Below are 21,008 nucleotides of genomic sequence, written 5' to 3'. Positions count from 1 at the left end.
GAAGCCGCGGCTTCAGGCTCACGCACATGAACAGGAGGTATCCCCATGACGACTTGGTCCGATCAGGCCATCATTTATCAGATTTACCCCAAGTCCTTTCAGGATTCTAACGGCGACGGGGTCGGCGACCTCAACGGCATTCGCCTGCGAATTCCCTACCTCAAGGCGCTGGGGGTGACCGCGGTGTGGCTCAACCCGATTTTCACCTCGCCGCAGGTCGACAATGGCTACGATGTCGCCAACTACTACGCCGTCGACCCGCAGATGGGGACGATGGCCGACCTGGAGGCGCTGGTCGCCGCGCTTCACGCCGCGGGGTTGCGGGTGATTCTGGATTTCGTGATGAATCACACTTCCGATCAGCACCCTTGGTTCCAAGACGCGATTCACTCGGCCGATTCGCTGTACCGCGACTATTACATTTTCGCGGGGCAAAACAACCGGCGACCCAACAACTGGGGCAGCTTCTTCGGCGGCTCGGTGTGGGCCGAAGACCCCGCCGGCTCCGGGCAGTCGTACTTTCACCTGTTCGACCGGCGGATGCCCGACCTCAACTGGGCCAATCCCGAGGTGCGACACGCGATGCAAGACGTCGCCGACTTTTGGCTGGCCAAGGGCATCGACGGGCTGCGGCTAGACGCGTTCATCCACATCGCCAAGGCGCCGCTTGAGCAGGACTGGCCGACGGCGGCCGGAGACGACGAACCGGTGATTGCCGAGCCGTTTTTCGCCAACCGACCGCAGGTGCAAGACTGGCTGCAGCCGTTTTGCCAGCACATCAAGGCCGACTACCCGGACGCGCTGTTGCTCGGCGAGGCGGCCAGCGCCAGCGTCGACCTGGCGGCGGCCTACACCGCCAAGTCCAGTCAGCTGATGGACAGCGTGGTGACCTTCCGCTACTTCACGGACCGGCCGGTGTCGAATCCGCAGCTGCCGGCGGCCTACCAGCCCCGCGAGATGGATTGGCTGGCGTTCAAAAGGGTTCAGGCAACCTGGCAGCAGACGCTGGTTGCGCCACCGACGCTGTACTGGAGCAACCACGACATGGCACGGCTGGCGACGCGGGTGGCGCATGACCCGATTCAGGCTCGCAGCCTGGCCATGCTGATGTACCTGCAGCGCGGCATTCCGATTATCTACTACGGCGAGGAGCTGGGGATGCAAAACTTGCAGTTGCCCGACCCCGCGGCCTTCGCCGACGCGACCGTCACCGCCTTCGTGGCCCAAGTCGAGGCGGCCGGCGGCACGACGGAAGAGGCGCTGGCCTGGGTCAACCGCACCCACAAGCTGCCGGCCCGGGGCCCGATGCCCTGGGGCGACGCCGGGATCGCCGGCGCTGAAGCCGCCGATGCTGACGGCGCGGCCGCGGCGATTGGTGCGACCGCACAATCGACCGCACCGGTGGCCGCCGGCTTCACGACCGGCACCCCGTGGCTGACCGGCCGGGCCGCCGCTGGCGCCACCGCGGCCGAGCAGGATCAGGACCCGACCAGCCTGCTGTTTTTCTACCACGACCTGATTGCGCTGAAGAAGCAGCCGCTGTTTGCCACCGGCAACTACCAGCTGCTGTCAACCGCCGACACGATTTACGCTTACCGCCGCACGTTGGCCGACCGGCAGGCGCTGGTGGCGGTCAACCTGAGTGCCGCCCCGGCCGTGCTGCAGCTGCCGCTGGCCGGGATGGCCCGCCAGCTGACCGCCGGCGTGGTCACGCGCCACGGCGACACGCTGAAGCTTGGCCCCCACGCCGGCGTGGTGCTGACGACGCGCTAGCCGGCGGTTGACCTGAACGCCCCAAAACGATCCCACAAAGGAGACTTAACCATGAACATTGCTGCCATTGCTCACCGGCCCGAAAGTGAGGACTGCTTCCTGATCAATGATTCGACGCTGCGGCTGCGCCTTCGCACCGCCAAGGACGTCACCGCCGTGCGGGTCGTGTTCGGCGACCCGTACTGGCAGGTGCCAGACGCCGCGGCCGGTTCGGAAGCGGCGGCCGCCACGGCAACCACCAACGCGGCCGCTAGCACCACCGCAGACGCCGCGGTAGACCCCGCGACCGTCGCCCCGACCGCCCAGGCCCCGGCGGCGCAGGGGCCGACGCGGTTCGGCTACCAGACGCTGCCGCTGCGGCGCCTCGGCGAGGGCGAAAGCCACGCATACTGGGGCGTCGCGCTGACGGCGCCATACGCCAGGCTGCAGTACCTCTTTGAGGTCAGCGATGCGAGCGGCGCCGTCGCGTTCGGCGACCGGGGACCACGATCGGTGGGTGAGGCCACCCGCCAGGACATGGGCAATTACTTTCGGGTGCCGTACTTCCACGCCAGCGACCGCGTCCGGGTCCCGGCCTGGGTCCAAGACACCGTGTGGTACCAGATTTTCCCAGAACGCTTCGCCAACGGGGACAAGACCAACGACCCGGCCGGCACCCTGCCGTGGCGACCGGAAGACCACCCGGGCCGCGACGATTACTACGGCGGCGACCTGCAAGGCGTGTTGGATCACCTCGACGACCTGGTCGAACTGGGGGTCAACGGGCTGTACTTTTGCCCGGTGTTCAAGGCGACGTCCAACCACAAGTACGACACCATCGACTACTTCGAGATTGACCCGGATTTCGGCGACAAGGCGTTATTTGCCCAGTTGGTCCACGCGGCCCATGCCCGTGGCATGCGGGTGATGCTAGACGCCGTGTTCAACCACCTGGGGGCCCAGTCCCTGCAGTGGCAAGACGTGTTGCAAAATGGTCCCGAGTCGCGCTTTGCCGACTGGTTTCACATTCACGACTGGCCGCTTGCGCCGTACCGCGACCCGACGCAAGGCGAAGGAACGCCGCAGTTTGACACGTTCGCCTTTGGTTCCAACATGCCCAAGCTCAACACCGCCAACCCGGCCGTTCAGGACTTCCTGCTTGAGATCGCGACGTACTGGGTGAAGCAGTTCGACATCGACGCGTGGCGGCTGGACGTCGCCAACGAGGTCGACCACCACTTCTGGCGCCGGTTCAAGGCGGCCTTGGTCGCCATCAAGCCGGACTTTTACATCCTCGGCGAGGTCTGGCACTCGGCGCAGCCCTGGCTCAACGGCCTGGAGTTCGACGGCGTGATGAACTACGCCTACACCCAGCAGATCGAGGACCATTTTCTCACCCACCGGGCGACGGCAAGCCAGCTGTGCGAAAGGCTGCAGGACCAGCTGATGAAATACCGCGACCAGACCAACACGATGATGCTCAACATGCTGGACTCCCACGACACCAAGCGCCTCTTGACGGTGGCCGGTGGCAACCTGGACCTGGCCCTGCAGGCGCTGGCCTTCACCTTCCTGCAGCCGGGCAGCCCGTGCCTGTACTACGGCACGGAGATGGGAATGACCGGGGCCGACGATCCGGACGACCGCAAGCCGATGGACTGGACCCAGCTTCACGCAAGCACCTGGCAGCACGTCGCTGCCTTGGTCGCCTTCCGCCGGCAACACGCCGCGGTGTTGGCCCAGGGCAGCACCGCGCTTGAAGTCACCGCGACCGGGCTGCTTCGGGTCACCCGGCGGCTGGGCACCACCCAGCTCACCGGCTGGTTCAACACGACGACGGCACCGCAGCCGGTGAGCGGCCGGGCGGCGCTGAGCCAGGCCACGGTCGCCGATCAGCTGCTGCCGGGCGGCTTCGTCCTTGAGGTCCAGACCGATTCTGATAGCGGTAACAGGGACCGATGAATTGTAAAAACGGTTTCACCCCGCTAAACTGATAAGTGTAAAGCGAAACGGAGTGAAGAATATGAGCGAACCTGTGATCAACCGATTGTTTGACATCGCGCCTTGGCGCCTGACCACGCACCACCTGGACCGGGCGAATATGCGCCTGGCCGAAAGCCTGACCGCCATCGGCAACGGCTACATGGGGATGCGCGGGAACTTCGAGGAAGGGTACTCCGGCGACTCGCTGTCCGGGACCTACCTGGCCGGCGTCTGGTTCCCGGACAAGACTCGGGTGGGGTGGTGGAAGAACGGCTACCCCGAGTATTTTGGCAAGGCGATCAACGCGCCGCGCTTCGCCGACCTGCGCGTCACCATCAACGACCACGCCATCGACCTGGCGAAGGTGCCGCACCGTGATTTCACGCTGGACTTGGACCTGCACCAAGGACTGTTGACCCGGCAGTTCACCGTGGCGGTGGCCGGGGCGACGGTTCGCCTGACCTTCCGGCGCTTCGTCAGCATCGCCATCAAAGAGGCCGCCTACCTGAGCCTTGAGGCCGAGTGCCTGGCAGGCGCCGCGACGGTCGCAGTCGCCGCCGGACTCGACGGCAACGTGACCAACGAGGACAGCAACTACGCGGACCGCTTCTGGCAGCCGCTGGCAGAAGACGCCGCCCAAGGCACCATCCAGCTGCAGACGCGGCCCAATCCCTTCGGCGTTCCGCAGTTCACCGTGCTGTACCGGCAGGCGCTGCGCCTGGACGGCCAGCCGGTGCAAGGGGTTCGCACCACGGCCCCGGGCAGCCTCCAGGAGGTCGTCAGCATCCCGCTGGCCACCGGCGAGGCGGCGAGCCTGGAGAAAAACGTCGTGGTCCTGACCAGTCGCGACGTCGCCTCGGCGGATCAGCCGGCCCAAGCCGCCGCTTTGATGACCCAGGTCCAAGCCGTAAGCTTCGCGCAGGCCCTGGCCGAACACACCGCGGCCTGGGCCAAGCGCTGGGCGACCAGCGACGTGGTGATCGACGGCGACGTGGCGGCGCAGCAAGGCATCCGCTTCAGCATCGCCCAGCTGTTCATGACCTACTACGGCGAAGATACCCGGCTCAACGTCGGGCCCAAGGGCTTCACCGGTGAGAAGTACGGCGGGGCGACCTACTGGGACACCGAGGCCTACGTGGTGCCGATGTACCTGGCGGTGACGCCGCCAAGCGTCACCCGGGCGCTTTTGCAGTACCGCCACGACCAGCTGCCTGGGGCGTATCACAACGCCCAGCAGCAGGGGCTGGCCGGCGCGTTGTTCCCGATGGTGACCTTCAACGGCATCGAGTGCCACAACGAATGGGAGATCACCTTCGAAGAGCTGCATCGCAACGCCGCGGTGGCCTTTGCGATTTACCAGTACACCGCCTACACCGGCGACGAGCGCTACGTCAACCGCGACGGCATCGAGGTGCTGGTCGGCATCAGCCGCTTTTGGGCCGACCGGGTGCATTTTTCCAAGCGGCGCGGCCTGTACATGATTCACGGCGTCACCGGCCCCAACGAATACGAGAACAACGTGAACAACAACTGGTACACCAACCGCATGGCGGCCTGGTGCCTGGAGTACACGCTCAGCCGGCTGCCGCTGGCCGACGCGGATGTGGTCGCGGCGCTTGGCGTGAGCGACGACGAGAAGGCGCGGTGGCAAGACATTCAAGACCGCATGTACTACCCGGTCGATCATGACCTTGGCATCTTCGTTCAGCACGACACGTTCCTGGATAAGGACTTGCGCCCGGCCAGCACCATTCCGGCGGCGGAGCGGCCGATCAACCAGCACTGGTCCTGGGACCGCATCCTGCGGTCGCCGTTCATCAAGCAGGCCGACGTGCTGCAGGGCCTGTACTTCCTGAACGACCGCTTCACCCGCGAGCAAAAAGAGGCGAACTTCGACTTCTACGAGCCGCTGACGGTGCATGAAAGCTCGCTGTCGGCCTCGATTCACGCGATTCTGGCCGCCGAGCTGGGCAAGGCGGATAAGGCCGTCGAACTTTACGCCCGCACCGCCCGGCTGGATCTGGACAACTACAACCACGACACCGAAGACGGGCTGCACATCACCTCGATGTCCGGCGGCTGGCTGGCAATCGTTCAGGGCTTCGCCGGGATGCGCTACACCGGCGGTCGCCTGAGCTTCAAGCCATTCTTGCCCAAGCACTGGCAGGGGTACCGCTTCGCCTTGACCTACCGCGGCCGCCAGCTGGCCGTCGCGGTGGCCGCGAGTGGCACCACGGTGACGCTTATGGCCGGCGAACCGCTGACGGTCGAAGTCGCCGGTCAGGTGCGGCACCTGACCCGGGAGGTGGCCGATGCTTAAAGGCTTGATCTTTGACCTCGATGGCGTGTTGGCCGACACCGCCCGGCTGCACCTGGCGGCCTGGGGCTCGGTGGCCCAAGACCTCGGCATCACGCTGCCGGCCGCGGCCGGTGACGCGCTGCGTGGCCGCTCGCGGGAGGAATCGCTGACGATCGTGCTCAGCTACGGACCACCGCAGGACTACGCGCCAGCCGAACGCGCCGCGTTTGCGGCGACCAAGAACGACCGCTACCGCCAGGCCATCGCGCATCTGACGCCCAAGGACCTGCTGCCGGGCATTCCGCGGCTGCTGGCCCAGGCCAAGGCCAGCGGGTTGACCATGGCGATCGCCTCGGCGTCCAAGAACGCGCCGGCGATTCTGGAGCGGCTGTCGATTGCCGCTGACTTCACCGGCGTGGTCGACCCAGCGACGCTGCACCGCGGCAAGCCGGACCCCGAGATTTTCGTCAAGGCCCAGGCGCTGTTGGGCTTGGCCGCCCGGGAGGTGGTCAGCTTCGAAGACGCCAGTGCCGGCGTGGCGGCGATCAAGGCCGCCGGGCAGTTCGCCGTCGGCATCGGCGATGCGGCGGTGCTGCACCAAGCCGACCTGGTGGTGCCAAGCACCGCCGCACTGGACCTGGCGGCGATTCGCACCGCCTTTGGCAAGTCGGTGAGCTGATTGTTTTACTTCACCTGGTTCATCATGCGACACTTAAGTTAAGGGAGTTAACTTGCGAGCCGTTGTCGTCGCCGGGCGACTCGCGAACCTGTGACGGCGGCACGTTGGCTCGGCCATCATCCAATAATTGGGGAGGAATCACTTATGAGTTCATGGAAGAAAGTTCTGTTGGGTACCGTCACGCTGGCAGCCACGGTTGCCCTGGTTGCCTGCGGGAAGGGCAGCACGACCACAAACACGACCAAGAAAACCACCACCCAGGCGGTTTCGGGAACGGTCAAGCTGTGGGTCGACACCACCAAGGTCCCGTACTACAAGACAATCGTGCAGGACTTCAACAAGAAGTACCCGAAGGTCAAGGTCACCGTCACCCAAAGCCCGAACGGCTCCGCCAACGCCAAGACCGACGTCGGCAAGGACCCGAGCAAGGCGGCCGACGTCTTCGAGGTCCCGAACGACCAGCTGGGCTCGATGGCCGATCAGGGCTACATCAACCCGCTGTCGCCGACCGCTGAGAAAACAGTCAAGGCCGACATGGTTCAGGCCGCTGCAGACGGCGTGACCTGGAACGGCAAGATGTACGGGTACCCGACCTCGCAGCAGGCCCAGACCGTGTACTACAACAAGTCCAAGCTCACCGCAGACGACGTGAAGTCCTGGGACGCCATGACTAAGAAGGGCGTTTTGGCCACCGACTTCACCAACGCCTACAATTTCTACCCCGTGTTCCTATCGGCCGGCACCTACCTGTACGGCAAGGACGGCGAGACGCTGAAGGGCACCGACGTCAACTCTGACAAGGGCGTGGCCGCGATGACCTGGTTCGCCCAGCAAAAGGCCAACAAGGGCGTGATGCAAACCAGCAACGCCTTGAACCAACTGAAGTCCGGCAACGCCGCGGCGATCCTCGATGGCCCGTGGGACGCCGCCAACATCAAGAAGATCCTCGGTGAGAACTTCGCCGTGGCGCCTTACCCGACCATCAACGTCGGCGGCCAGGAAGTCCAGATGCAGGCCTTCCTGGGCATCGGGTGCTTCGCCGTCAACTCTCACACCGCAACTAAGAACCAGAAGGCCGCGGCGACCCTGGCCGAATTCGTGACCAACAAGGCCTCCCAGCTGGTGATTTACAAGAACTCCGGCGCCATCCCGGTTGACAAGTCGGCCCAGGCCGATGCAACCGTCGCCGCCGACCCCGTGGCCAAGGCCGTGATCACGATGAGCGAAACCGGCTACTCGACCATCATGCCGAAAATGACCCAGATGGCGACCTTCTGGAACCTCTCCGCACCGCTGATCAACGGCGCCTACAACGGCTCGATCAAGCCTGCCCAATACGCCGACAAGCTGCAGACCTTCGTGGATGCAATTTCGAAGTAACCAGGGCGGAGCCGAGCGTTTAGGCGGCCGGCAAGCGCAAGGGTGGCGCTTGGGCCGAACTTGGCCCAAGTGACGGCCTTAGCTGGACGTGTCGCCGATGCTCAGCGTAGCCCGACGAAAACCAGGGCGTAGCCGAGCGTTTAGCGGGACGCACAGCGTAGGGTGGCGCTTGGGGCGTGACCTTCGCCCCAAGTGACAGCCCAAGCTATGCGCTACCGCGATGCTCGGAGTAGCCCGACGAACCAGGGCGGAGCCGAGCGTTCAGCCGACCGACCAGCGATACCGCACCACCGCCTCATCCGCGCCACCCGTTTTGCGCCAAGCTCCTAGCTCGCGCCGCTCACCCGCGGTGAGCGGCGTCATGGTAGGCGCTTTGGACAACCACCTGTTTGCGCCACACCGGCCCATCATGGTCAATTGGAGGGAGAAATATGTTTAGACACAAGAGCAAGTCACCGAATGCCGTGACCTACGGGGAAGTGTGGCAGAAGGGCGACGCCAGCTTCAAGCTATCATTCATCGTCATGGGCCTCGCCCAGCTGGTTCACAAGCAATGGGCCAAGGGCCTCGCCTTTTTGGGCATCCAAGTGGCCTTCATCGCGTGGTTCATCGCCAGCGGTATCAGCGCCTTGATGATGCTCAGTAACCTCGGCGAGATCAAGTCCAAGCAGGTCGTGTTCGATGAGGCCCAGGGGGTCTATCTGACTAAGCTGCCGGACAATTCCGTGGTCATCCTGCTGTTCGGGGTGCTGGCCGTCTTGATCGTACTGGGCATGATCGGACTGTACGTCGCCAACCTGCGCTCGGTCAAAAAGCTCTACACCCAGATCAAGCTGGGCGAGCCGGTGCCGACCAACCGCGAGGAGTTGCACAGCCTGCTGGACTCGCGGCTGCACAGCACCTTGCTGGCGATTCCCATCATCGGCATCGTGTTGTTCACTATCCTGCCGACCCTGTACATGATCTCCATGGCCTTCACCAACTACGACGGCAAGCACCCGATCGGCTTTTCCTGGACCGGCTTCAAGGCGTTCGGCAACGTGCTGACCGGCGACCTGGCCGGCACCTTCTTCCCGGTGCTGGGCTGGACGCTGGTCTGGGCGGTGGCGGCCACGGCGACCACGTTCTTCTTCGGGGTGCTTTTGGCGATGCTGATCGAGTCCAAGGGCATTCGGCACAAAGGGTTCTGGCGAACGATTTTCGTCATCGTCTATGCCGTGCCGCAGTTCGTGTCGCTTCTGATGATGGCGCAGTTCCTGGACCTGCAAGGACCCCTGAACAACTTGCTGATGAACTGGCATCTGATCTCAAGCCCAATCAACTTCATCGGCGCCTCGGCCAGCTCGCTGGTTGCGCGAATCACGGTCATCGTGGTCAACATGTGGATTGGGATTCCCGTGTCGATGCTGGTGTCGACGGCGATCATCCAGAACCTGCCGCAAGACCAGATTGAGGCGGCGCGAATGGACGGGGCCTCGGCCTTTCAGGTTTTCCGCTCGATCACCTTCCCGCAGATTCTGTTCGTGATGTCGCCGGCCTTGATTCAGCAGTTCATCGGCAACATCAACAACTTCAACGTGATCTACCTGCTGACCGGCGGCTACCCGATGAACAACAACTACAACGGCGCCGGCGACACCGACCTCTTGGTGACCTGGCTGTACAACTTGGTCTTCGGGCAGACGCAGCGCTACAACGCCTCGGCGGTGCTGGGCATCCTGATCTTCATCCTGAGTGCCACATTCTCGTTGATCGCGTACCGGCGAACCAACGCGTTTAAGGAGGGTTAACCATGAATTCCTATCGTGCCAAAAGGCGTCTGTCTCTGATTCTGCGTTACGCACTGCTGATCCTGCTGGCGGTGGTCTGGATTTTCCCCATCGTCTGGATCATCCTGGCGAGCTTTTCGTACAACGACACCGGGTTCGTCTCGACCATCTGGCCGGAGCAGTTCACGCTGCAAAATTACATCGGCATTTTCAGCAGCGACCAGTTCCCGTTCGTCTACTGGATTCGAAACACCCTGTTCGTGTCGTTGATCACCACGGTGCTGTCGACCTTTGTCACCATCTGTGTGGCCTACGCGTTGTCGCGGCTGCGCTTCCACTTCCGCAAGCCGTTCCTGCAGATTGCGCTGGTGCTGGGGATGTTCCCGGGCTTCATGTCGATGATCGCCTTGTACTACATCCTGAAGAACTTCAACATGCTGAACCTCGGCGGCCTGATCCTGGTCTACGTCGGCGGGGCGGGGCTTGGGTTCTACATCGCCAAGGGGTTCTTTGACACGATTCCCGTGGCCATCGATGAGGCCGCAATCATGGACGGGGCGACCAAGTGGCAGGTGTTCCTGCACATCGGGCTGCCGATGTCGCGGCCGATTATCGTCTACACGGCCTTGACCGCGTTCATCGGGCCGTGGATCGATTTCATTTTCTCGGGCATCATCCTGAGCTCGTCGGGCAACGCCAAGGACTACACCATCGCGTACGGCCTGTACAACATGCTGCACAGCACCCGCGGGGCGTCGACCACGTACTTCACCCAGTTCATCGCCGGGTGTGTGATCATCGCCATTCCGATCACAATACTCTTTGTCATCATGCAGAAGTTCTACGTCAACGGCATCACCGCCGGGGCGGATAAAGGCTGATCATCCCACTAATCAAGTGAAAAAGGCGTCTGAGTGGCGACCACGAGCCGACTCAGACGTCTTTTGCTTGACAAAGTGGTGGCGGTTCGCAGATTGGGCCGGGCCGACCGGACGTGCTACAATGGAATGAGAATTGGTATAGGGAGTGATGGGATGGTTACGCTATCGGATGTGGCTAAGCAGGCGAATGTGTCCAAAATGACGGTGTCGCGGGTGATTAATCACCCCGAGCAGGTGACCGCCGAGCTGCGCGGCCTGGTCGAGGCCGCGATGAAGACGCTGGATTACCGGCCCAACAGCGCGGCCAAGGCGCTGGCGCAGAATCGCACCAACGTGGTGAAGTTCCTGATTCTCGAGGACGTCGACACCACCGAGCCCTACTACATGAGCCTGCTGTTCGGCATCGCCAAGGGGCTGGACCGCCAGCAGTACGCTTTGCAGCTGGTGACCGACCGCAATCGGCTGTGCGTCGGCAACGCCGATGGGTTCCTGATCACCGGGGCGCGAACCAAGGACCAGCCGTGGCTGGACCAGCTGCAAAAACCGTTGGTGCTGTTCGGCGAGAACCGCTACGGCTACGACTTCATCGACACCGACAACAAGCTGGGGACCCAGCAGGCGACGGAATACGCGCTGGCCAAAAACTACCAGTCGATCATTTTCATCGGCATCGACGTCAAGGAGCCCTTCGAGTACTCCCGCGAGGCCGGCTACATCAACACGCTGCAAAAACATCGCCAAGTGCCGCGGATTCACCGCATGCCCAACCACAGCCACGCCTCGCAGCAGTTCATCGCCGAGAACTGGCGCAAGTTCGCCCGCAACACCTGCTTCATCTGCGCCTCCGACCGCCTGGCCATCGGCGTGGTCCGGGCAATCGCGGCCCAGGGCGGCCGGATTCCGGCCGACTTTGGCGTCATCGGCTTCGACGGCGTCTTCTTGGATCAGGTCTCCAACCCCAAGCTCACCACCGTTCAGCAGCAGGTGCCGGACCTGGGCGAACACCTCGCACGGATGTTGTTGGCCAAAATCGGCCAAAGCGGGGCCCAGCAAGGCGAGGTGCTGCTGACCCCGACGCTGGTGGCGCGGGGCACGACGCGTAGCTAGCCGGTGGGGGTCGCCAGGCGCTGGGGGTCGGCGCAACTAGGTGCGGGTCGCCGCAGCTCCGGCAGAGCTCACCTCAGTTGGCGGGAGTCGCCGCAACCTAAGTGTGGTCACCAGACCGTGGCGTTCACGGTGATCACGGCGGGTGCCACGACCGCGCCATGGTCGCCGCTGCGGCCTTCCGGTGAGAATGCCAAAAGCGCCTCGGTGAGGCGACCGGGCCTGTCGTGCTGACGGGCGGCCGCCTCACCGAGGCGTTTTGGTGCAATCACTGCACTTGCTGGAAGATGCCCCACTTGAAGGCGTAAAACAAAAGGGTCGTCGAGGCGCTGATCGCGACGAGTAAGGCGTAGCAGCCGGCCAGGTGGATGAAGCCGCGGCGAAAGTCGTGCAGGCGAAAGGCGCGGTAGAGAATTTCGGCGCCAAAGACCGCCCCGATGCCGTAGATCAGCACCTTTTGCGTGGCCAGCAGCGTGGGGTTGAAGGTCGGGTTGAACCACTCGGGATGCGCGACGCCGCCGATGAACAGGTAGATGATCCAGGCCGTGTAGACGAACGAGCCCAGGAAGGCGAGCCAGCGGCCGACGCGGCTGAAGTTGAACAGCCGCGACTTGAACATCAACAGGCCCGTGACCAAGGGATTGAAAATCACCACCGGCAGCGCGGCCGCCGCAATCAGGATGACCACAATCGGGCCAAGCGCGTTGCCAATCAGGCCACCGAGGGCGTCACCGGCACCGCCGGCGTTGCTGGGCTGCGCGTTGGCGTAGTACTTGCCGCAGATGGGGCAACCCTTGGGGCCGGAACCCACCACGCAGCCGCAGTAGGGACATAGATCAGAATTCATGTTGGAACCTCCCAGACACCAGAAATTTTGCTCACGCGCGTTGCGGCACCGCCGGATAAAAAACACTGCAATTCTTGCAGATATGTAATAAAATAGCGGCCCTGCGGTGCGGTAACGCGACGCAATGGGTACATAATAACACGCAGCACGGCCGGCGACACACGGTTTTGCAAATAATTGGGGCGGTCGCTCACCCTTGGCGTAATCTGTCGGTGGGACCAAAAAAGCACCCGCCTTCTGGCGAGTGCTTCGGTGAAACTTAGGCCAAGGCGCCCATCGGGTCCCATGGCTTCAGGACGGTCGGCTGGTCGTATTCGGCCTTGATCGTGTCCTGGATGGCAGCTGGCAGGTACTTCTTGTTCACAACGACCTGGTAGACGTAGTTGTCGAACCAGTCGTCGGAAGCGACGAAGTAGCCCTTTTGGCCGGCCTTGTCGCCCCAGGAGTTTTCGATCTTCCACTTGGTTGGCTTGCCGTCGACGATGTCAACGCCGGTGATGACCATGGCATGGGTCATCAGGCTTTGACCGTAGTCCAGGCGTTCTGCCTTGGTCATGTCGAAGTCGGAGGCGAACAGCGCGTTCTTGTCGTACAGCGCGGTGTCGAGGATGCCGAGCTTGCCGTCGGATTCCTTGCCGACATCGGAGCCGAACCAGACCGTTTCGCCTGCTTCAAGCTGCTTGATGGCAATCTGCTTGAAGTCGTCGATCGCGAGGTTCAGGTGGCGAACTTCGCGGCCGCCGATGACGTTGCCCAGCATTTCAACCGTGTAGAGGTGGTTGTAAGGCTTGTCGGCGGTTGGCGCGTTGATGACGGATTGGTAGTCGTCCGTGTTCCAGCCGATGTACTTCTCAAAGAAGGTCTTCGGGGTCAGGTCGCGGTCGATGTGGTATTCCTTGTCATCGTCGCGATATTCGAAGTCGAACTTGGTCGGTGGGGTCCCCAGGGAGTAAGCCAAAATGCGGTAGTCGTCGGAGAGCATCTTGGACTTGGCTTCTTCGATTTCGTCGGCGGATTTGCCGGCAGCGACCAGGCCGCGCAGCGTGACCGCGTCCTTGCGCAGCTTCTGGTTCAGCACCGCGTTCATCTGGTTGGAGGCGCTGGAGGAGAAGGTTTCAGGCATCACGTACTTCGGCACGATGCCGTACTTGTCGATCAGAGCCGTCAGCATGTCCCACTGACCGCCATCGCCCTGAGGGTTGGCCATCAGCCAGGCCACCTTGCGGGAATCGATGTCTTCCGTCGCCGTCTTGATGACGTTCTCGTAGAAGTAGTTGGACTTTTCGAACTTGTCCCAGAAGAACGTGTAGTTTTGGGACAGCTCGAAGTCCTTGATCTTGAACTGGGCCTGAATCTGGTGGCGCATGGTGTTCAGCGCCGCGAACATCCAGCAACGGCCGGACTGCTTCTGGTTGGCAACCGCGCCGGTTTCAAGGTCGATGGAGAAGGTTTGCTCCATCGTGGTTTGTGGCAGGGTGCTTTCAGCAGACTTCAAGATGCCGTTGTTCATCACACCGCGCTGAAGCACGTCGCTAGCCGGCGTGTTTTCAAGGGCGGATTGGTACTGGGAAATGTTCTCAGCAGAAATAGCCTTAGACATTAGAGTCACTCCTTTGATTAGAAATCGATGATATCTTTAACAGACCTGACCAGTGTATCACACTTAATGAAAACGAAAAACCCCCGCCGCTCAGCCAATTCTCATTAACCGGCGGCAGGGTGCCGCTTGCGGGTGGCCACCAGGGGCTGCCTGATTACGCGTTTGCGGTGCGGCCCCGCACACCCCCGGGCTACTCGCCGGTCGGCCGCAGCACGTCGGCGTATTCCGGCGTGGTGTCAAAGGCGTGTCTCGCGTAGGTACACAGCGGCTCGATGGTTTTGCCGCTGGTCCGGGCCTCGTCGACCACGGCACGAACCAGCTTGGCCGCGATGCCCTGGCCGCGCAGCGATGGATCGACGAAGGTGTGATCGATGACGAAGGCGCGGCCGTCGTCGATGTCCGGGTAGGTCACCTCGGCGACCAGCTTGCCGGCGTCATCTGTCATGAAGTAGCGGTTGGGCGTGTGTTGGAATGCCATGCTCATTTCCTCCTTTATTGTCGTTCAACGTAATCGTAACAATTCGCTATAATTCTTTCAAGAACCAGAACTCGCCGGGTGCGGCGTGGTAAAATGATACGCGACCAAAAGCACACCATTATGGAGGAAAACATGCACACCAGAGGATTTGAAATTGTTTCCGAGTTCGCCGACGCCGGCGTCAAGCTGCCGGAGCGGCAGACCCAAAACGCCGCCGGCTACGATTTTTTCGCCCGTGAGGATTTCGTGCTCAAAAGTGTCTGGCGCTACGACTTCATCCGCCTGTTTCGCCTGATCAAAAACGAGCACCCGCTGACCGACAGCGACTTCAAACGCGCCGGCAAGATTCTCAAGCCGCTTCTGGTGCCGACCGGCGTCAAGGCCTACATGCAGCCCAACGAGGTGTTGATTCTGGCCAACCGCTCCAGCAACCCGCTCAAGCGCGGCCTGATCATCCCCAACGGCATCGGCGTGATCGACGCGGATTACTACAACAACGACAACAACGAGGGCGAAATCTTCATTCAGATGGTGAACCTCTCGCCCAAGGACGTCGTGATTCAGCAGGGCGAACGCATCGGTCAGGGCATCTTCATGCCATACCTTTTGGCCGACGGCGACCTGGGTAACACCAACACCCGCACCGGCGGCTTCGGCTCGACGAAGTTTTAGCCGGCGAAGCCGCGCAGCTTAGCGAACCGAGGCCGCTTCAGGCACCAGGTGTTTGCGCCAGCGGCATCACACCCGATTCGATTTTTTTAGGAGGTCGACACATGGCTAAAGCCAAAACACAGTACGTCTGCCAGAACTGCGGGTACATCTCCGCAGGCTACCTCGGGCGCTGCCCGAACTGCGGCACGTGGAACTCACTGGTCGAAGAGACGCTGAGCAGCGGCCCCAAGCCGGCGCCTCGCACCACCACCGGTGGCAGCCGGGTGCGGCCGGAACGCATCGATGCCGTGCAGTTCAAGAAGGAAAAGCGCGTGGAAACCGAGCTGTCCGAGCTCAACCGGGTGCTGGGCGGCGGCATCGTGCCGGGTTCTTTGATCCTGATCGGCGGCGACCCCGGCATCGGCAAGTCGACGCTTTTGACCCAGGTCTCCGGCTTTTTGGCCAAGGCCGGCGGCAAGGTCTTGTACGTGTCGGGGGAGGAAAGTGCCAGCCAGATTAAGATGCGGGCCAATCGGCTGGGCGTCGGCGACTCGGGGATGTACCTGTACCCCGAAACCGACATGCCGAGCATCACCGCGGCGATTGCCGACATGGCGCCGGATTACGTGATCATCGACTCCGTCCAGACGATGAACGTCCCGGACATGTCGTCTGCGGTCGGCTCCGTCGCCCAGATTCGCGAGGTGACGGCCGAGCTGATGCGCATCGCCAAAACCAACCAGATCACGATTTTCATCGTCGGCCACGTCACCAAGGAAGGCGCGATTGCCGGGCCGAAAATCCTCGAGCACATGGTCGACACCGTCTTGTACTTCGAGGGTGACATGCACCACACCTACCGGATGCTGCGGTCGGTCAAGAACCGCTTCGGCTCGACCAACGAGATCGGCATTTTCGAGATGCACGAGTCGGGTCTGGCGGAGGTCGCCAACCCCAGCGAGATTTTCCTCGACGAGCGGCTGGAAGGGGCGACCGGCTCCGCTGTGGTCGTATCAATGGAAGGCACCCGGCCGATTCTAGTCGAGCTGCAGGCGCTGATGACGCCGACGATGTACGGCAACGCCAAGCGAACCAGCTCCGGTCTGGACCACAACCGCGTCAGCCTGATCATCGCCGTTTTGGAAAAACGCGCCAACCTGATGCTGCAAAATCAAGACGCCTACCTCAAGGCGACCGGCGGGGTGCGGCTGGACGAGCCGGCCATCGACCTCGCGATGGCGATGGCGATTGCCAGTTCCTACCGCGACAAGGAGATTCCGCCGACCGACTGCTTCGTCGGCGAAATCGGGCTGACCGGCGAGGTGCGGCGCGTCAACCGCATCGAGGACCGCATCAAGGAGGCCGCCAAGCTCGGCTTCACCCGCATCTTTGTGCCCAAGAATAACCTGCAGGGCTTCACTGCCCGTGATAAAATCAAAGTGATAGGCGTCACAAGCGTCGGCGAGGCCCTCCAAAAGGTCCTGGGCGGCCGCGACTGACGTCGATCCGCGGCCGCACTTCGAGCGAGTTAGGCCGCAAACCAGGGTGGAATGTGAGGTAACGCGGGAGCGGCTAGCTACGCCGCGGTACTCGGGGCCAAGCCCGGGTCCTAAGCACCACGGCTAGGCTAGCCGTCCCGCTAAATTCGCCGCGTTCCACCCTCTAAACGGGTTCCACCGAGCAACGCGGAAGCGCATAGCTACGCAGCGTCACTCGAGGCCAAGCCCAGGCCTCGACTGCCACGGCTAAGCTATGCGTTCCGCTAAAGGCGCTCGGTTCCACCCTCTAAACGGGTTCCACGCGGCAACGCGGGAGCGGCTAGCTACGCTGCGGCACTCGGGACCAAGCCCGGGTCCCAAGCACCACGGCTAGGCTAGCCGTCCCGCTAAATTCGCCGCGTTCCACCCTCTCTTGAAAGGAGGAATTCCATGAATACTAAGAAACGCATTATTTCTATTATCTTCGCTCTGGTCGGAGTCGGCCTCGGGCTTGGGGTTTTGCCAGCGTTGTGGGATCTTTTCAACGTCGAAAACGTGACCTGGCTGACCAACCCAATCGTCGATGCCCTGCTCGGCGCCTTGATTTTCCTGATTCTCGCCGAGCTTTCCGCCGGCTGGATCTTGCGGCAGCTCAAGGCGGTCGAGACCTACCTCAGCAATCAATCGCCGAGCTACCTGCTTTTCGGGAGCTTAGGTACCATCGTTGGCCTGGTGTTAGCAGCCCTTATTTCAATCACCACATCCAATCTTCCCGGGCCATGGGGGACCGTCGTTTCCATCGTCTTGATGCTCGTCTTGGGCTACCTGGGTTTTCGCACCGGGACGACCCGCCGCGACGAGTGGCGCAAGCTGTTCAATGCTCGAGGCAAAAAGCCTGAGCCGGAATCCGGCGAGGTGCTGGAGCGTCGCGCCGGTGAAAACTATCGCAAGTTCAAGCTGCTGGACACCAGCGTCATCATCGACGGCCGGGTGCAAAGCATCGCCAAAATCGGCTTCATCGAAGGAACGCTTTTGGTGCCGACCTTCGTGGTGCATGAGCTGCAGCTGATCTCCGATTCCGCCGACGCCTTGAAGCGCGGTCGCGGTCGCCGAGGGCTTGATATCATTAACCAGATGAAGGCCGACCCGGACATCCACGTCGAGATGTACGACGGTGACTTCGAGGACATGACCGAGGTCGACTCCAAGCTCCTGAAGCTCGCCAAGCTGCTGGACGGCGTGGTCATCACCAACGACTACAACCTCAACAAGGTCGCCCAGTTCCAAAACGTGCCGGTGCTGAACATCAATGCGCTGGCCAACGCCTTGAAGCCGGACCTGATTCCGGGCGAGGGCCTGACCGTCACCGTCATCAAGTCGGGGACCGAGCGTCAGCAAGGCGTCGCCTACCTCGAGGACGGCACGATGGTCGTGGTCGAAGACGGCCAGTTCTACATCAACAAGCCGCTCGACGTGGTGGTCACAAGCGCCATCCAGACGGCGGCCGGCCGCATGATTTTCGCCAAGCCGGCCCATCAGCAAAAGTCGCTTCGCGAACAGAATCCAGATCCCAAGCCAGCCGGCAAGAAGCCGACCCGCAAGTAAGCCAACGCCCCGCAATCGCGATGATTGCGGGGCGTTTTAGCGAACACCAGTTGACGCAAAATGCTAAAATAGAGAAGAGCGAATGCCGGTGTGGTGGGATTTGTTAAGTGTGTTCCCCGCATGTGCGGGGGTGATCCTACGCCGAAGCACTTGTCGGGTCCGCCTGGGTGGTGTTCCCCGCATGTGCGGGGGTGATCCTCCAGCTTTTCGTTGCCAAACCACAGCTGAGTTGTGTTCCCCGCATGTGCGGGGGTGATCCCTTGATGCCGTCGCTATCGACGTTTTCCTCACGGTGTTCCCCGCATGTGCGGGGGTGATCCCACAGATGAAGACAGAACAGTACCTAAGCACTTGTGTTCCCCGTATGCGCGGGGGTGATCCCTGGAAGAAGCGCCAGAGCTTGGCAAGCCAAAGGTGTTCCCCGTATGCGCGGGGGTGATCCCATCGCGGGCATCGACCGCACCGTGGCCCAGCTGTGTTCCCCGCATGTGCGGGGGTGATCCTTACATCGTCCACAATGGTGACACCCACGACGGGTGTTCCCCGCATACGCGAGGGTGATTCTCCGATGTGGTCAGGCCAGGTGTCAGTGCCAGAGTGTTCCCCGCCTCTGCGGGGGCCTTTGTATTATTGTATTCCGGAATACAATAATACAAGTACCTTGGCGGTGGAGAGTGGCCGGCGCAATCGACGACCGGTCGCCTAACCTCAAGGCTAATTCGATAAGCAGGCGCCACTTCCACCGCCACTCCGGTCACCGGCCGCCGTGGCGGTGTTTTTTTGCCGGTTTTCCTCACGAACCTGCCGCGATGTCACAACGCGGCAACTTGGGAAAGCGCCGCCATCGTGGTAAGCTACCGGTGAGACATTACTCATGGAGGTCAATCATGCTGACAACAGATAAGTTCGGTGAGGTCGCCGGCCACGCGGTCACGGCTTACACCATTGAGAATCGCAACGGGGTGCAACTCACGGTGCTGGATTACGGCGCCACTTGGCATGCGCTGAATGTGCCGACGCCAGACGGGTCGCACCAGAACCTGATTTTGAACACCGACTTGGCCGGCTACGCGAAGCCGGATGGCTACTTCGGCAAGGCCATTGGGCGTTTCGCCGGCCGCATTGGCGCCGGTCAGCTGGTGTTGGATGGCCAACCGGTGGCGGTGCCGGCCAACGAAGGCACGACGACGCTGCACGGCGGTCCCCACGGCTTCAGCACGCTGTTTTTCAAGGCAGATGCCGCCGCAGACCACGTGACCTTCACTCGCACCGTGACGCCCGAGACCGACGGCTTCCCCGGGACACTTGACGTCAGCGTGACCTACACGCTGACCGCCGCCGACGAGGTGGTGATCGACTTCACCGGCGCCACGGACCAGACGACCGTGTTCAACCCGACCAACCACGTCTACTGGAACCTGAACGCAGCCGACGACACGATTGAAAATCACACGCTGCGACTGGCCGCGGCCAGCCACTACGAACTTGAGCCGTCCAAGGTGCTGACCGGCGCCGTGGTGGCCAACGCCGACACGCCTTACGATTTTCGCGAGCCGCGGCAGCTCGGGCCGGCACTGCGCGAGCTGCAGACGATTCCGGAAGCCGGGTTGGACGACGTGTTCGCCATTGACGACCACGCCGCCACCGAGCCGGTGGCCGTTTTGAGCCAGGGCCAGCGCCAGGTGACGATGTACTCCGCTCGCAACGCGGTGGTCGTGTTCACCTCCAACCACTTCGGCGACGAGCTGCACTTTTTGCACCACCAGTCGCGGCCACACGTCGGCATCGCGATGGAGGCGCAGACCAGCGCCGCGGGGCTGGTTGACCCAGGCCTCACCCAGGCCACTTTGGCCGCCGGCACCTCGCGCCACGAGCAGATTCGCTACGCGTTCACGTACTAGGCGACCCCCATGGAAGCGACAAGCGAGCGATTGATTCTGCGCAGCCCGCGGCCGGAGGACTGGCCCGGCTACCTGGCCCTGGTGCAAAGCCAAGGTGCGATGGCTTGGGGGGCGTTCGGCTACCAGCGGCCGCAGACCACAGAAGAGGCGATTGGCAGCTTCGCCAAGTTTTACCTGCCCCCAAACGCCGGCAGCCTCGCGGTAATTCTGCCAACCACCGAGCGGCTGATCGGCGTGATGACGGCCAGCAAGCAGTGGATCGGCACTTGGGAGTGCGGCTACCTGTTTCACCCCGATTTTTGGCACCACGGCTACGCGACCGAGGCCCTGCGGCTAGAGCTTGATTACCTGTTCACCAGCGAAAAGGCGCCGTACGTCTTCGCGGAGTACGTGCAGGGCAACGACCCCTCCCGCCGCGTCCTGGCCCGGTTGGGGATGAAGCCGGAGGGCACGGCGCGGTGCGGGTTCCTGCTGCGCGGTGAGCTGCGCGACCTGTGCCGCGTCGGCCTGACGCGAGCCGAGTGGCAGGCGTTACAGGCACCGTCCGACAATTGAATTGCGCTGGCAAAGAAGCCCCCACACGCATGATTACGGCGCGTGG

General features: G+C 62.4%; 16 protein-coding genes and 1 CRISPR repeat array. Of the genes, 13 read left to right on the top strand and 3 right to left on the bottom strand.

Annotated elements, in window-relative coordinates:
- The first annotated feature begins 45 nt into the window (after window positions 1–45).
- The 8 genes from NUH19_RS02850 (at window position 46) to NUH19_RS02815 (ending at window position 11,850) form a co-directional block, all read left to right on the top strand.
- Window positions 46–1,773, top strand: a complete 1,728-nt coding sequence (locus NUH19_RS02850) for a glycoside hydrolase family 13 protein (protein WP_262315053.1) — start codon at window positions 46–48, stop codon at window positions 1,771–1,773.
- A 51-nt stretch (window positions 1,774–1,824) separates the two neighbouring features.
- Entirely contained in the window at window positions 1,825–3,714 is a 1,890-nt protein-coding gene (locus NUH19_RS02845; RefSeq protein ID WP_262315052.1) for a glycoside hydrolase family 13 protein, read from the top strand.
- A 76-nt stretch (window positions 3,715–3,790) separates the two neighbouring features.
- A complete protein-coding gene (locus NUH19_RS02840) occupies window positions 3,791–6,055 on the top strand; it encodes a glycoside hydrolase family 65 protein (protein ID WP_262315166.1) in 2,265 nt (754 codons plus the stop codon).
- Window positions 6,048–6,713, top strand: coding sequence for a beta-phosphoglucomutase (pgmB, locus tag NUH19_RS02835; protein WP_262315051.1), 666 nt, complete (start codon window positions 6,048–6,050; stop codon window positions 6,711–6,713). The genes NUH19_RS02840 and pgmB overlap by 8 nt, the downstream gene beginning before the upstream one ends.
- Before the next feature lie 144 nt (window positions 6,714–6,857).
- Window positions 6,858–8,093: an extracellular solute-binding protein gene (locus NUH19_RS02830; RefSeq protein WP_262315050.1), complete on the top strand. Its 1,236-nt coding sequence runs from the start codon at window positions 6,858–6,860 to the stop codon at window positions 8,091–8,093.
- Window positions 8,094–8,524: 431 nt separating this feature from the next.
- On the top strand, window positions 8,525–9,883 hold the full coding sequence (locus NUH19_RS02825) for a carbohydrate ABC transporter permease (protein ID WP_262315049.1): 1,359 nt from the start codon (window positions 8,525–8,527) through the stop codon (window positions 9,881–9,883).
- 2 nt (window positions 9,884–9,885) lie between these two features.
- Window positions 9,886–10,743 carry a sugar ABC transporter permease gene (locus NUH19_RS02820; protein WP_262315048.1) on the top strand — a complete coding sequence of 286 codons (858 nt, stop codon included), beginning with the start codon at window positions 9,886–9,888 and terminating at the stop codon, window positions 10,741–10,743.
- A gap of 153 nt (window positions 10,744–10,896) precedes the next feature.
- Window positions 10,897–11,850: a LacI family DNA-binding transcriptional regulator gene (locus NUH19_RS02815; RefSeq protein WP_262315047.1), complete on the top strand. Its 954-nt coding sequence runs from the start codon at window positions 10,897–10,899 to the stop codon at window positions 11,848–11,850.
- A 265-nt stretch (window positions 11,851–12,115) separates the two neighbouring features.
- Here NUH19_RS02815 and NUH19_RS02810 read toward each other — a convergent pair whose 3' ends face one another.
- From NUH19_RS02810 to NUH19_RS02800, 3 genes are all read right to left on the bottom strand, one after another.
- Window positions 12,116–12,694 (bottom strand): hypothetical protein, encoded by a 579-nt coding sequence (locus NUH19_RS02810; RefSeq protein WP_262315046.1) that lies wholly within the window; start codon window positions 12,692–12,694, stop codon window positions 12,116–12,118.
- A 259-nt stretch (window positions 12,695–12,953) separates the two neighbouring features.
- A complete protein-coding gene (locus tag NUH19_RS02805) occupies window positions 12,954–14,294 on the bottom strand; it encodes a C1 family peptidase (RefSeq protein ID WP_262315045.1) in 1,341 nt (446 codons plus the stop codon).
- A 190-nt stretch (window positions 14,295–14,484) separates the two neighbouring features.
- The gene (locus tag NUH19_RS02800) at window positions 14,485–14,772 is read right to left on the bottom strand and encodes a GNAT family N-acetyltransferase (protein ID WP_262315044.1); all 288 of its coding nucleotides are present in this window, start codon (window positions 14,770–14,772) and stop codon (window positions 14,485–14,487) included.
- 132 nt (window positions 14,773–14,904) lie between these two features.
- On the opposite strand from NUH19_RS02800, the gene NUH19_RS02795 reads away from it, so the two are divergent.
- The 5 genes from NUH19_RS02795 (at window position 14,905) to NUH19_RS02775 (ending at window position 20,962) form a co-directional block, all read left to right on the top strand.
- Entirely contained in the window at window positions 14,905–15,444 is a 540-nt protein-coding gene (locus NUH19_RS02795; protein WP_262315043.1) for a dCTP deaminase/dUTPase family protein, read from the top strand.
- 101 nt (window positions 15,445–15,545) lie between these two features.
- The gene (gene radA / locus NUH19_RS02790) at window positions 15,546–16,922 is read left to right on the top strand and encodes a DNA repair protein RadA (protein WP_262315042.1); all 1,377 of its coding nucleotides are present in this window, start codon (window positions 15,546–15,548) and stop codon (window positions 16,920–16,922) included.
- A gap of 429 nt (window positions 16,923–17,351) precedes the next feature.
- The gene (locus tag NUH19_RS02785) at window positions 17,352–18,506 is read left to right on the top strand and encodes a PIN/TRAM domain-containing protein (RefSeq protein WP_262315041.1); all 1,155 of its coding nucleotides are present in this window, start codon (window positions 17,352–17,354) and stop codon (window positions 18,504–18,506) included.
- Window positions 18,507–18,615: 109 nt separating this feature from the next.
- Window positions 18,616–19,070: direct repeats of the CRISPR family, unit length 28 nt; unit sequence GTGTTCCCCGCATGTGCGGGGGTGATCC.
- A 323-nt stretch (window positions 19,071–19,393) separates the two neighbouring features.
- Window positions 19,394–20,407 (top strand): aldose epimerase family protein, encoded by a 1,014-nt coding sequence (locus tag NUH19_RS02780; protein WP_262315040.1) that lies wholly within the window; start codon window positions 19,394–19,396, stop codon window positions 20,405–20,407.
- A gap of 9 nt (window positions 20,408–20,416) precedes the next feature.
- The gene (locus NUH19_RS02775) at window positions 20,417–20,962 is read left to right on the top strand and encodes a GNAT family N-acetyltransferase (protein ID WP_262315039.1); all 546 of its coding nucleotides are present in this window, start codon (window positions 20,417–20,419) and stop codon (window positions 20,960–20,962) included.
- The last annotated feature ends 46 nt before the right edge of the window (window positions 20,963–21,008 follow it).

Source organism: Lacticaseibacillus parakribbianus, assembly GCF_025490915.1.
Lineage (GTDB): Bacteria > Bacillota > Bacilli > Lactobacillales > Lactobacillaceae > Lacticaseibacillus > Lacticaseibacillus parakribbianus.
This window is presented reverse-complemented; position numbering and strand designations above follow the sequence as displayed.

Excerpts from the sequence above, each read along its gene's own strand:
- NUH19_RS02850 (WP_262315053.1), top strand. The coding sequence starts at position 46 with ATGACGACTTGGTCCGATCAGGCCATCATTTATCAGATTTACCCCAAG.
- NUH19_RS02845 (WP_262315052.1), top strand. The coding sequence starts at position 1,825 with ATGAACATTGCTGCCATTGCTCACCGGCCCGAAAGTGAGGACTGCTTC.
- pgmB (WP_262315051.1), top strand. The coding sequence starts at position 6,048 with ATGCTTAAAGGCTTGATCTTTGACCTCGATGGCGTGTTGGCCGACACC.
- NUH19_RS02830 (WP_262315050.1), top strand. The coding sequence starts at position 6,858 with ATGAGTTCATGGAAGAAAGTTCTGTTGGGTACCGTCACGCTGGCAGCC.
- NUH19_RS02825 (WP_262315049.1), top strand. The coding sequence starts at position 8,525 with ATGTTTAGACACAAGAGCAAGTCACCGAATGCCGTGACCTACGGGGAA.
- NUH19_RS02820 (WP_262315048.1), top strand. The coding sequence starts at position 9,886 with ATGAATTCCTATCGTGCCAAAAGGCGTCTGTCTCTGATTCTGCGTTAC.
- NUH19_RS02815 (WP_262315047.1), top strand. The coding sequence starts at position 10,897 with ATGGTTACGCTATCGGATGTGGCTAAGCAGGCGAATGTGTCCAAAATG.
- NUH19_RS02810 (WP_262315046.1), bottom strand. The coding sequence starts at position 12,694 with ATGAATTCTGATCTATGTCCCTACTGCGGCTGCGTGGTGGGTTCCGGC.
- NUH19_RS02805 (WP_262315045.1), bottom strand. The coding sequence starts at position 14,294 with ATGTCTAAGGCTATTTCTGCTGAGAACATTTCCCAGTACCAATCCGCC.
- NUH19_RS02800 (WP_262315044.1), bottom strand. The coding sequence starts at position 14,772 with ATGGCATTCCAACACACGCCCAACCGCTACTTCATGACAGATGACGCC.
- NUH19_RS02795 (WP_262315043.1), top strand. The coding sequence starts at position 14,905 with ATGCACACCAGAGGATTTGAAATTGTTTCCGAGTTCGCCGACGCCGGC.
- radA (WP_262315042.1), top strand. The coding sequence starts at position 15,546 with ATGGCTAAAGCCAAAACACAGTACGTCTGCCAGAACTGCGGGTACATC.
- NUH19_RS02785 (WP_262315041.1), top strand. The coding sequence starts at position 17,352 with ATGAATACTAAGAAACGCATTATTTCTATTATCTTCGCTCTGGTCGGA.
- NUH19_RS02780 (WP_262315040.1), top strand. The coding sequence starts at position 19,394 with ATGCTGACAACAGATAAGTTCGGTGAGGTCGCCGGCCACGCGGTCACG.
- NUH19_RS02775 (WP_262315039.1), top strand. The coding sequence starts at position 20,417 with ATGGAAGCGACAAGCGAGCGATTGATTCTGCGCAGCCCGCGGCCGGAG.